The 11,854-nt window shown below is 71.3% G+C and carries 9 protein-coding genes; 5 read left to right on the top strand and 4 right to left on the bottom strand.

Going from position 1 to position 11,854, the window contains the following annotated elements; translation table 11 throughout:
* Nucleotides 1–41: 41 nt before the first annotated feature.
* Both AB0L00_RS22065 and AB0L00_RS22070 read right to left on the bottom strand, forming a co-directional pair.
* A complete protein-coding gene (locus AB0L00_RS22065) occupies nucleotides 42–1,565 on the bottom strand; it encodes a glycosyltransferase family 39 protein (RefSeq protein WP_364437104.1) in 1,524 nt (507 codons plus the stop codon).
* 143 nt (nucleotides 1,566–1,708) lie between these two features.
* Complete coding sequence (locus AB0L00_RS22070; protein ID WP_364437107.1) at nucleotides 1,709–2,323, bottom strand: hypothetical protein; 615 nt, start codon at nucleotides 2,321–2,323, stop codon at nucleotides 1,709–1,711.
* A 459-nt stretch (nucleotides 2,324–2,782) separates the two neighbouring features.
* On the opposite strand from AB0L00_RS22070, the gene AB0L00_RS22075 reads away from it, so the two are divergent.
* A complete protein-coding gene (locus AB0L00_RS22075; protein WP_364437110.1) occupies nucleotides 2,783–6,157 on the top strand; it encodes an NB-ARC domain-containing protein in 3,375 nt (1,124 codons plus the stop codon).
* A 149-nt stretch (nucleotides 6,158–6,306) separates the two neighbouring features.
* On the opposite strand, the gene uidA is transcribed toward AB0L00_RS22075, so the two are convergent.
* Nucleotides 6,307–8,073, bottom strand: a complete 1,767-nt coding sequence (gene uidA / locus AB0L00_RS22080; protein WP_364437112.1) for a beta-glucuronidase — start codon at nucleotides 8,071–8,073, stop codon at nucleotides 6,307–6,309.
* A gap of 47 nt (nucleotides 8,074–8,120) precedes the next feature.
* The gene (locus AB0L00_RS22085) at nucleotides 8,121–8,681 is read right to left on the bottom strand and encodes a hypothetical protein (RefSeq protein ID WP_364437115.1); all 561 of its coding nucleotides are present in this window, start codon (nucleotides 8,679–8,681) and stop codon (nucleotides 8,121–8,123) included.
* Nucleotides 8,682–8,773: 92 nt separating this feature from the next.
* Between AB0L00_RS22085 and AB0L00_RS22090 the strand changes: the two genes are divergently transcribed.
* Genes AB0L00_RS22090 through AB0L00_RS22105 form a run of 4 tightly spaced genes read left to right on the top strand, consistent with a single transcriptional unit; the run spans nucleotide 8,774 to nucleotide 11,843 of the window.
* A complete protein-coding gene (locus AB0L00_RS22090) occupies nucleotides 8,774–9,076 on the top strand; it encodes an urease subunit gamma (protein ID WP_364391352.1) in 303 nt (100 codons plus the stop codon).
* A gap of 31 nt (nucleotides 9,077–9,107) precedes the next feature.
* A complete protein-coding gene (locus AB0L00_RS22095; RefSeq protein WP_345349575.1) occupies nucleotides 9,108–9,398 on the top strand; it encodes an urease subunit beta in 291 nt (96 codons plus the stop codon).
* Nucleotides 9,391–11,088: an urease subunit alpha gene (locus AB0L00_RS22100; RefSeq protein WP_345349237.1), complete on the top strand. Its 1,698-nt coding sequence runs from the start codon at nucleotides 9,391–9,393 to the stop codon at nucleotides 11,086–11,088. The genes AB0L00_RS22095 and AB0L00_RS22100 overlap by 8 nt, the downstream gene beginning before the upstream one ends.
* A complete protein-coding gene (locus AB0L00_RS22105; protein ID WP_364437119.1) occupies nucleotides 11,088–11,843 on the top strand; it encodes an urease accessory UreF family protein in 756 nt (251 codons plus the stop codon). Before AB0L00_RS22100 ends, AB0L00_RS22105 begins: the two co-directional genes overlap by 1 nt.
* Nucleotides 11,844–11,854 lie beyond the last annotated feature (11 nt).

The raw sequence follows: 11,854 nt of genomic DNA on the forward strand, positions 1-11,854 counted from the left end.
GCCTGCGGGCGGCGACCCTCTGCCCGCCCGGCTGGCCGGGTTCAGTCGAAATGCTGGAAGCGGGGCCAGGCCGCTGTCCAGCCGCCCGCTGGGTCGCGGCAGACCGCGATGATGCGGCCCTGCTCCTCGTTGCCGACGCCGACGCCATTGTCGAGTACGCCCGCCACGGCGCAGCTGCCGAACCGGGCCTGCAGGTAGGGCAGCGGCAACCCGATCACCACGGCCACCGTCGCCGCCTCCGGGGGCGGTCCGTACCGGTACAGCTCATTTTGTCCGCTGTAGATCGGCAGCGGCAGCCTGTGGTCCGGGCCGTACCGCTCCAACGCGCCCGCCTCGCCGTAATTGCCGGTCACGATGACGGCTTTGGCTCGATCCGCCTCCGGCAGCGCCGCGTAGACGGCCGCCACCTCTCGGGCGTAGGCGGGCCAGCCGATCTGGTCGCGGGTGGCCTGGTTGATCGCCGGAATGGGGGTGTCGCCGAGCACGTCGACGGGCAGCAACGGCAGTGCGAGCATGAGCGTGACCGCGGTGTTCAGGGCGAGTCCGGCGACGACCAGCGCCCGCCGCCGTCGGGGTCGGCGCGCAGCCCAGTCCGCGGTCGGCACGCACCCGGCGGCGAAGAGAGAGCCGACCAAGCCCACCGGGTAGTAGATCTGCCCGCCGGAGATCAGCACGATCACCAACAGCACCGGGTATGCGCCGGCGAGCGCCCGGGCAGGGCGCCAGGCCGGCCGGCGGAACAGGGCGACGAGGCCGGCCACCCAGATCGCGGTGACCGGCGGACCCAGCAGGAACAGTTGGAACGGCAGCAGCTGCACCCGGGTCGCGCCGCCCTTGTTCTCGGACAGGGCGGCCGCCATATCCAGCTGCGGGAACCCGTGCGTGGCCTGGTAGATCAGGTTGGGTGATCCGATCAGCACGGCCAGGCCCACACCGGTCCACAGCCAGCGCGAACGCAGCGCCGAGCGCGGGCCTAACCAGAGCAGCCCGAACGCCAGGCTGACCAACAGCAGCACGATGAGATGCTTGTTGTAGAGGGCCATCCCGGTCACCGCGCCGGCCGCCGGCCACCATCGCGGCTCACCGCGGAGCAGGGCACACAGCGCGAACAGGATCACTGCCGCCCAGACCGGCAGGTCAACGGTCGCGGTCAGCATGACGTGACCGAACAGCAGGGGTACCGCCGCGAACGCGTATCCCCAGGCGCACAGCGTCTGCGCGCGACGGCCACCGCCCAACTCGCGGGTGATCAGCGCGGTGAGCACGATCGCCGCCACCACGCAGACGGTGGCCGGCAGGCGCATGGCCCAGACCGTGTCGCCGAACACGGCCACCGAGGCGCGGGCCAGCAGCGGAGTCAGCGGCGGCTGGTCGACGTAGCCCCAGGCCGGCCGCAGCATCCGGAAGTACAGCTCGTCGCGGTGGTAGTCGTACCGGTTGTTGGTGGCCACCAGAACGGCGGCGGCCGCGGCGGCCGCACCGCCGATCGGCAGCCAGGCGATCGGCGGGCGGACCGGCTCATCCCTGGCGATGACGGGCGCCGAGGTCGATGCGGGGGTGTCCACGGACGCACAGTATCCACCCGTGATGACAGTCGGAAGCCGCTGTTCAGCCGAGAAACCCGCCGTCGCTGACGATGATCGTGTTTCCGGTGGCCGGCATTTGACAACCGCTCAAACGCACTCTTCGCGGCAAAGAGCGCGTTCTCTCAGGGTGTCTCATCTGGAATATCCGCCGTTGCAATGGGGCGGCCGAAGGTGAGGGCGAGTTGGAGGCCGGGTTCGATCGAGGCTCGGTACTGAGAGTCGGGTTCTGTCCCCACAGCATCCAGGACGGTGCTGAAGAAGCACCGGGCGGCGGCGGCCAGCACCACCTGGAAGATGTCAGTATCGGACAGTCCATGACGGCGCAACCCATCGATATCGGCGGCGGTGATGGCAGTGGCATCGGTGACCACGCGTTCGGCGAAGTCGATAAGCGCGACGTCGGCGGAGTCCAGGCCGGCATCGTGGTGGTCGGTGGCGATGTCTTCCACCGTCTCGGCATCATAGAACCGGTCCCGCAGCACCTTTCCGTGCGCGAGAGCGCAGTAACTGGACCGCAGACGCCGCGCGGCCGCCAACGTCACCAGCTCGTAGCGCCGCGTGTCCATGTCCGCCTTGATTGCGGTGTTGAGCTGCTGCCAGGCCTCGTAGACGGCAGGTTGCAGCGCGAACACCCTGGTGTAGTTGGCGACATACCCCAGTGCCGCGCGGTCGGCTTCATACATACGACCGGTCTGGTCTGCAGCGTTGGTCTCAGCGGGTGCCTGCAGATAGCTCATGGCACCGTCCTTCGGGCTCCTCGAGGTCGGACATGCAGGCGGCGTACTCCCCGCACCTAAGGGGACACGTCGCTGCCGATCTCAGAGTCCACCGATTCTCAGACCGCCACAACGGCTTGGCGTCTGAGATGTTCGATCGGCCGCCTCCCGATGGCGGATCGGTCACGCCGCCATCCAGGAGATGGGCACCGCGCGCCACCGCAGATCGCATGCGATTTTTGCGGCATCGGGGTGCGGAATGAGGGGCACGCTTGCCCGAGACTGAAGAGCACCGGCGAGAGCCGGAAAGCGCGGATCGGAGGCGAAACGCGGCCAGTCGTGGCCAGACACGCTCCAGCTCAGATTGACCACAATACGGCTATGAGCCTCCCCTTGAAGGTCGCGCGGGTGCTCCTCGTATCTGCCCTGGTGGCTGCGGCCGTGTGGGTCCTTTTCGGGCGTGGGGCTCACGAGTCGGTCGTGGACAATGCCAACGTCGTCGGCGGGTTGGCCGGGCTGGTCGCGCTCGGCGTGCAGCTGCTGACTCTCCGGTCCGGAAAGCATTCCCGGCTGCCGGCCACGTCTCCTGGCGCTCTGCTTCTGCCCGATCCCCGCCCGTGGGCGGTGCGGCGCGAGGCGAAGATCCGGGACTGCGTCGAGGCCGTGCTGCGGCGGCCCAACGGCACCGTGGGCAGCGTGACCGCCCTGCACGGCGCCGGGGGCTTCGGCAAGACGACACTCGCCGCGTTGGTCTCGCGCGAGCCCGCCGTGCGGGACCACTTCGACGGCCGTATCCTCACCGTCCGGATGGGGCCGGGCGTGACCGGAGCGGCGGCGATCGTGTCGAAGGTCAACGACCTGATCAAACTGGTCGGTGGAGAGAATGCCGACTACGACGACCCCAGCCTCGCCGGCGCCCACCTGGGCCAAGCGCTGGGGTCGCTGGGTCGCATCCTCCTGGTAATCGACGACGTCTGGACGGAGGAGCAGCTCACACCGTTCACCCTTGGGGCGGTGCAGTGTGCCCGCCTGGTGACCTCACGGGAGGCCCGGGCGCTCCCCGAGTACGCAGTCCGCATCCCGGTCGAGCAGATGACGACCGGGGAAGCACGCGACGTCCTCACGGTCGGTGTCGGCGGTCTACGCCCGGAGATCGTCTCGGCGCTGCTCGCCGCCACCGGCCGCTGGCCGATCCTCCTGCGACTGGTCAACGGGTTCCTCACCCTAGCAGCGGACGACGTCAACGCTGCCGCGCGTCAAGTGCTGGACCGGCTGCGGGAGACGGGCCCGGCCGGAGTGGACGACCTGTCCACCGGCGGGGCGATCATCGACCCCACCAACGCCGAGCAACGGCGGAACGCGATCCGGGCGACCATCCGGGCGAGCACCGACCTCCTGCCGGGGCAACAGCTCGACCGTCTGCAAGAACTGGCCGTCTTCGGCAGCGAGTATGTCGTGCCGGCGGCGCTGGCGGGTGAGCTCTGGAACCGGACCTCGGGGATGGCGCCGCTCGAGGCCAGGGCGCTCGTGAACGCCTTCGCGGACAGATCACTGCTGATACTCGACGCGGACAGTGGAGGCTTCTTCGTCCACGACGTCATCCACGCCTATCTCAGCGCCGAGCTCGGCGCCGGCCGGTTGCGCCGGTTGCACGAGGAGCTCTTGACAGCGTTGCACGTCGATCCGAACAGCGCCGACCTCGTGGGCCAGGAGCTGAACGCCGCCCGGGAGAACGGCTACGCCGCCGAGCGGATGGTGTTCCACCTTTGCGAGTCCGGGCGGGAGAGGCATGCCGCCGCCACCGTCTGCGATGCCCGCTGGCTGTCGTTCCGGCTCGTCCGAAACGGGGTCAACGCCGTCCTGCGTGACCTTGCGATGGTGCGGGCGCCTGAGGCCGACCCCGTCCGCAAGGCGGTCACCGCGTCGTCACACCTCCTCGGCGCGGCGGACCCGGAGCACGGCGAGGTGGACGTCCTTCTCAGCCGCCTGCAGGATGTGCCGGCCGCCGCGACGTCGGTGTCCGCGTTGCAGCGCGCTCTCGGGCATCCAGTCCTGGTGAACCACTGGCCGCTCCCGGATACCTCACGCGGCACGTTGCTGCGAGTACTGGACCACGACGGGCAGGTGTACGGCTTGGCGGTCACCGAGGACGGGTCGATCGTGGCGAGCCTCGACGGAGCCTCGCTACGGGTGTGGGAGCCCTTGGGACGGGTGCGAATCGTGCTGGACACGGCCAGGTTCAGCCTGCGCGCGGTCGCGATCTCGCCGGACGGCGCAATCATCGCCGCCGCCGGCGCGCGGCGCCGCCTCGTGCTCTTCGACCCGGCGACCGGTGATGTGACCCGCATGGTCCGCGGGCCCCGGCGCGGTCTCAGCCAGCTGCGGTTCACCCCAGACGGCCGGTCCGTCATCGGCGCAGGTCCCGGCGCGGACGTCCGCGTCTGGTCGGTAGCGACCGGGGCGCCGGAACGGATCCTGCGCCTCGAAGGCCCGGTCACCGACATGACGATCTCGCCCGACGGCGCCTGGCTGGCCTGCGTCGGAAAGTCCGCCGTCACGGTGTGGAGCCTCGCCACCTGGAACGAGGCCGCTACCCTGCCGACCGGGCTGTGGGGTACCTCGCTCGCTGCCCTGTCCCCCGACGCCCTGGCGGTCTTCTCCTCCGGCGGGGGTGGCGTGTACGTCAAGACCGTTCCGGACGGACGGCACCTTCTCCACCTCAACCTGAGTGGATTCATCACCGCCGGGGCCGCTGCTCGCGACGGCACCTGCATCCTCACCGGTGACCAGGAGGGCGCCGTCGTGGTGACGGACGTCGCGTCCGAGGTGTCGCACCCGTTGCGTACCGGACACTCCGATGCGATCACGACCCTCGTGGCGCCGGCCGGCAGCGATTTCACGATCAGCGCCAGCGTCGACCGGACGGCCCGGGTGTCGTTGCTCCAGGCCGACGATTCGGTCCAGTCGCCACCGCGCGGCCGGTCGATGCGGGCCATGGACGCGACGAGGACCGGCGGCTTCGTCATTGCCCTCGACGAGGACGGCCGGATCACCTGCTGGACTCTCTCAAACGACGCGCTGGTCGCCGACTTCCGGCCCCACGGTCTGCACATCCGGAACCTGGCGGTCGATCCCAGCGGCCGGCGGATGGCGACGGTGCACATGAACGAGTCGGTCCGGGTCTGGGACCTGTGGGACGGCACCTCCCGGCCCGCCGACGCCCCGAGCGACCGCGCCGGTCAGGTGATGCACCTCGGTGGCGTGATCCTGGATCCCTGCCGTCCGACGTTCACCGGCGACGGCAGCCGCCTCGCCTACGTCCAGAACGGCCGGATCGTGATCCGGTTCGCCGACGACGGGAGGCCGGCCCAGTCGGTCGACCCGGGCGGCAAGCGGGTGGCCTGCCTGGCCTTCGCGGCGGATTCGAGCTCCCTTGCCTGGGGATCCGCCGACGGTATGGTGACGATCAACGATCTGAGCGGCCGCAAGGCCGACGTCCGGGTCCAGATGCCCGGCAAGGCCGCCGCGATCGACTTCAGCCGGGACGGAACGCGCCTCGCGGTGGCCCTGGCCGAGTGGTCTGCCAGCTACCTCCTCGATGTCCGCTCCGGCGACGTCGTATCCGTGCTCGACGGCCACCAAGGCCCGGTCACGAGCATCATGTTCTCGCCTCAGGGCGACCGGGTCGCCACCACCTCGGCCGACGCCCGGCTGCGGATATGGGACGCGCCGACCGGCCGTTTGCTATGCGCGATGCGTGTGGACGGCGGGCTGGAGGTCGGCCGCTGGATCGACGACCACATCGTCGTAGCCGCAGGCGGCGGTGGTCTCTACGCCTTCGACCTGCTGGGTTGAGCGCACCGCCGGGCCGGGCGGCCGAGGACGGTCGGGTCGGCGGTGGGCCGTCCTCACGGAAGTGGGGTGCGCCAGTGGCTGAGCGGGCTTGCGGTATCGGCGGTACCCGCACACAACAGCCTGGGCGACGCGCGCTGTCCGGCCGGGGATCAGTCGACCTTCGGGTGCCAGCGGCGGCGGAGGGCGAAGGCGGCGGCCTTCGGGCGGCGGTCGCGGGTGAAGACGCCCTTCTTGTTGCCGTCGGCGCGGTTGACGCCGTACCCCGTGGCGAAGTCGGCGAAGTTCCAGACGTGCTCGCCGATGACGGAGTCGACGCGGTCGAAGACCCGGTGGAACGTCTCCAGGAGCTCGATCTGGTAGTCCTCGGTCCAGGTGCCCGCCGCGACCGAGCGTACTCCGGCGATCGCGTCCGCGCCGTACTCCGTGACGATGATCGGCTTGCCGTGCAGGCGTACCCATTCACGCAGTTCCGCCTCGAGCTCGCGTTCCGCCGTGACCAGGTCGCCGGTGTCGATGTACCAGCCGTTGTAGCGGTTGAGGCAGATGACGTCGAACAGGTCGCTCATGACGTCCTTGTCCGGCGGCAACTGGACCTGGGCGAAGCAGACCGGGCGGCTCGGGTCGGCCGCGCGCGCGGCGCGTACGAGCGGCTCGAAGTACGTGCGCGCCTCGGGGCGGGCCGAGTCCGGTTCGTTGGCGATGCTCCACATGACCACGCTCGGGTGGTTCTTGTCGCGGGCCACGAGTTCCTGGATGGCGCGCAGGTGGGCCGCCTGGGTGGTGTCGTCGATCGCCGCCCAGATGTGCGGGGGATCGCCGGGCACGAGCGTGTGCGCGATCTCGAAGTTGAGCCCGACGGCCGGGGTCTCGTCGATGACGACGATGCCGTGCCGGTCGGCGTACTCCAGGACCTCCTCGGCGTACGGGTAGTGCGAGGTGCGGAAGGAGTTGGCGCCGATCCAGTCGAGCAGCGCGAAGTCGTGCACCATGTGCACGTCGTCGTGGCCCTTGCCGCGGATGGGATTGTCCTCGTGCTTGCCGAAGCCGCGGAAGTAGAACGGCTCGCCGTTGATCAGGAAGCGGTCGCCCTCCACCTTCACGTCGCGGATGCCGACCGGCAGCGCGTACTCGTCGGCGTCGTCGCCGCTCGTACGGACCTCGAGGCGGTAGAGGTGGCCGTGGCCGGGGCGCCACAGGGTCGCGTCCGGCACCTCCAGTGTGCCGGCGGCGGTCGTGCCCCGCGCGCGTTCGGCGCCGTCGGCGTCGCGCAGTACGACCTCGGCGACCTGGCCGGCCACGACGTCCACGCGGTAGCGCACGCGGGCGTCCGCGCCGGCCACCTCCGTGGTGACGGTGATGTCGCGGACGTACGAGCGGGGGGTGGCGCAGAGCCAGACGGCGCGGTGCAGCCCGGCGTAGTTGAAGAAGTCGTGGAAGTACCGCTGCCGGCGGCGCCCGTCCGGCAGGACGTCGACGATGCCGGGCGGGATCGTGGAGGGCTCCAGGCGGTTGTCGACCACGACGGTCACGCGGCCGGTCTCGCCGGGCCGGGCGTGCTCGGTCACGTCGCACTCGAACGGCGTGTAGCCGCCCTCGTGCCGTCCGACCTCCACGTCGTTCCACCACACCACGGCGCGGTGCGCGGCGGCGTCGAAGCGCAGCACGACGCGCCGCCCCGCCCACCCGGCCGGGAGCCGTACCTCGCGCTGATACCAGACGTCGCCGACGTGGTCGTGGGCGTCCCGGGTGGCCGGCACGTCGTTGAAGCTCGCCGGAACCGGCATCTCCACGGTGTCCGGCAGCGGGCCGCGCCACCACTGCTCGGCCCGGCCCCGGTCGCCGGGGTCGAGGGCGAAGGCCCACAGCCCGTTGAGGCTGACACGTTCGCGGCTGGACGTCTCCTGAGGACGGAGCAAGGGAGCCTCCGGGTGGGTGAAGGGCCGGGATCCTCGTCTATCGACTGTCAGACGGATTCATCGAGGAGATGCGCGTTCCAGACGGCCGCCGCCTGCTCGTGGGAGTCGACGCCGGCGAAGAAGGCATCGGCCAATCCGGCGTAGTCCGGTTCCACGACATCCGTGACCTCGATGAATTTCGGCCGGTACACCGCGAAGCCCTGCGGAGTCGATTGCGGCCGGTAGGGCACGGCCATCTTCATCGACCGCCGGGCCGGGAGGTACTCGACGGCGTCGACGACCAGCGCGTCGACCCGTCTCCCGTCGAGGTTGAGGTAGGCGTCCGCGACGAACACCGCGCGGACCCAGTCGGGCCGGCCCGCCTCCAGCGCTTCCTGGCCGGCCTTCGCGGCGTCGGCGATATCGTCGGCCATAAGGCGGTTCATGCCTTGACCGCCGGCTGCGTCCGCGTGGCCCAGCAGGGGAATCAACGTGTCGCCGCCGGACACGCTCCAGATGCCGTGGGCGGCATAGAAACCGGCCATCCTGGAAACGTCGTACATGATCGGCCAGCGTAGCGAACGCGGCGGCCCCGAGAACGTGGCCGCGTCGCCGGGTTCCGGCGCCACGTCGTATGGTCCGCCTCCGATTCCTGTGAAGTTCCTGTTACATCGATGACCGGCCCGTTCCCAGCGGCTCCGGGCGGAGTTAGCGTCCGTATGTGCTGATCACTCCACATGAGCGGGAGCGGCTGCTCATCCACGTGGCGGCCGGGCTCGCCCGCGACCGGCGCGCCCGCGGCCTGCGGCTCAACCATCCCGAGGCCACCGCGGTCATCGCCTCGTACGTGTTAGAGGGCGCCCGCGATGGGCGGACCGTCGCCGAGCTGATGGAGGCGGGACGTACGGTGCTCACCCGCGAGGACGTCCTGGACGGCATCCCGGAGATGCTCGACTCCGTGCAGGTCGAGGCGACCTTCCCCGACGGCACCAAGCTCGTCACCGTCCACCGGCCGATCCCGTGACGCCGGCGAAGGGGACGCGATGAGCTCCGGAATCGTCCCGGGCGAGATCGTGGCCGGGGACGGCCCCGTACGCCTGAACCCCGGCCGTACGCGACGGACCGTCACGGTCGTCAACACCGGCGACCGCCCGGTGCAGGTCGGCTCGCACTATCACTTCGCGCAGGCCAACGACGCGCTCGCGTTCGACCGGGAGGCCGCGCGCGGCCACCGGCTCGACATACCGGCCGGCACCGCCGTGCGGTTCGAACCGGGTGTCACGCGTGAGGTGTCGCTGGTGCCGCTCGCGGGACGCGCGGTCGTACCGGGGCTGCGCCATGACTGACATCTCCCGGTACCGCTACGCCCGGCTGTACGGCCCGACCGCCGGCGACCGCGTACGCCTGGCCGACACCGACCTGTTCATCGAGGTCACCGAGGATCTGAGCCAGGGCGCCGGGGCCGGTGACGAGGCGGTGTTCGGCGGCGGCAAGGTGATTCGCGAGTCGATGGGCCAGGGCACGGCGACGCGCGCCGAGGGCGCGCCCGACCTGGTGATCACCGGCGCCGTGGTGCTGGACCACTGGGGCGTCGTCAAGGCCGACGTCGGCGTGCGCGACGGCCGGATCGTCGCGCTCGGCAAGGCCGGCAACCCGGACACGATGGACGGGGTCCATCCCGACCTGGTGATCGGGCCGTCGACGGAGATCCTGTCCGGCAACGGCCGGATCCTCACGGCCGGGGCGGTCGACTCGCACGTCCACCTCATCTGCCCGCAACTCGTCGAGGAGGCCCTCGGCGCCGGTGTCACCACGCTCATCGGGGGCGGTACCGGCCCGGCCGAGGGCACGAAGGCGACGACGGTCACCCCCGGCGCCTGGTACCTCGCCCGGATGCTGGAGGCGATGGACCCGTTCCCGGTCAACGTGGCGCTGCTCGCCAAGGGCAACACGGTGTCCGAGGAGGGCATGTGGGAGGCGCTGCGCGGCGGCGCGTCGGGTTTCAAGTTGCACGAGGACTGGGGGTCGACGCCCGCCGCGATCGACGCGTGCCTCCGCGTCGCCGACGCCTCGGGCGTCCAGGTGGCGCTGCACTCCGACACCCTCAACGAGGCCGGGTACGTCGAGTCGACGCTGAACGCCATCGGCGGCCGCTCCATCCACGCGTACCACACCGAGGGCGCGGGCGGCGGGCACGCGCCGGACATCATCACGGTCGCCGCGCACCCGAACGTCCTGCCGTCCTCGACCAACCCCACCCGGCCGCACACGGTCAACACGCTCGACGAGCACCTCGACATGCTCATGGTCTGCCACCACCTGAACCCGGCGGTGCCGGAGGACCTGGCCTTCGCCGAGTCGAGGATCCGCCCGACCACCATGGCGGCCGAGGACGTCCTGCACGACCTCGGCGCCATCTCGATGATCGGCTCGGACTCCCAGGCCATGGGCCGGATCGGCGAGACCGTGATCCGCACCTGGCAGACCGCGCACGTGATGAAGGCCCGCCGGGGCGGCCTGGACGACAACCTGCGCGCCCGGCGGTACGTCGCCAAGTACACGATCTGCCCGGCGATCGCGCACGGCCTCGACGCCGAGGTCGGCTCGGTCGAGGTGGGCAAGCTCGCGGACCTGGTGCTGTGGGACCCGGCGTTCTTCGGCGTCCGGCCGCACGTCGTGCTCAAGGGCGGCGTGATCGCCTGGGGCGCGATGGGGGACGCGAACGCCTCGATCCCGACCCCGCAACCGGTGTTCCCCCGCCCGATGTGGGGCGCGACCGCGGCCCCGGCGACGTCGGTGTACTTCGTCGCGCCCGCCGCGCTCGAGGACGGGCTGGCCGGGCGCCTCGACGTACGGCGGCCCCTGGTCGCGGTCAAGGACACCCGGCGGCTGGGCAAGGCGGACCTGCCGCTGAACGACGCGCTGCCGGAGATCAGGGTCGACCCGGACACGTTCACGGTCACCGTCGACGGGGACGAGGTCGAACCCGCGCCCGTGTCCGAACTGCCCATGGCCCGTCGGTACTTCCTGTTCTGATGGACGCGCCGACGGACGCCGCGCTGCTGCTGCTCGCCGACTCGCGGCTGCCCGCAGGCGGGCACGCACACTCCGGCGGCCTCGAGACGGCCGCCGCGACCGGCGTCGTCCACGACCTCGCCACGCTCGCCGCCTTCCTGCGCGGCCGGCTCGCCACCACGGGACTCGTCACGGCCGGCCTGGCGGCGGCCGCCTGCGCCTACGCGTACGAGTCCGGACCCGACACCGGCCGGGCCCGGCTCGACGTCGAGGCGGACGCGCGCGCACCGTCGACCGCGCACGAGTCCGGACCCGACCTCGGCTGGGCTCGGCTTGACGGCGAGGCGGACGCGCGTACGCCGTCGCCCGCGCAGCGGCGGGCGTCGCGGGCGCAGGGGCGGGCGCTTCTGCGCGTCGCCCGCGGCCTGTGGCCCGGCTCCGTCCTCGACCTCCTGACCGGAGCGGCCGGCGGTCCGCACCAGCCGATCGTCCTGGGCGCCGCGGTCGCCGCCGCGGGCGGTGCTCCGGTACGGGCGGCGCAGATCGCGGCGTACGGCTCGGTGACCGGGCCCGCCTCGGCGGCGGTCCGCCTGCTCGGGCTGGACCCCCTCGGGGTGCACCGCGTCCTGGCGGGCCTGACCGCGCGCGTCGACGGCGTCGCGGCGGAGGCGGTCGAGTCCGTCCGCGCCGGCGATCTGCCGGCGGTCTCCGCACCGGCCCTGGACGTGTTCGCCGAACTGCACGACCGCGCCGGCCTCCGCCTGTTCGAATCCTGACGATCGGAGGA

It is taken from the genome of Actinoallomurus sp. NPDC052308, assembly GCF_040679195.1.
GTDB classification, from domain to species: domain Bacteria; phylum Actinomycetota; class Actinomycetes; order Streptosporangiales; family Streptosporangiaceae; genus Actinoallomurus; species Actinoallomurus liliacearum.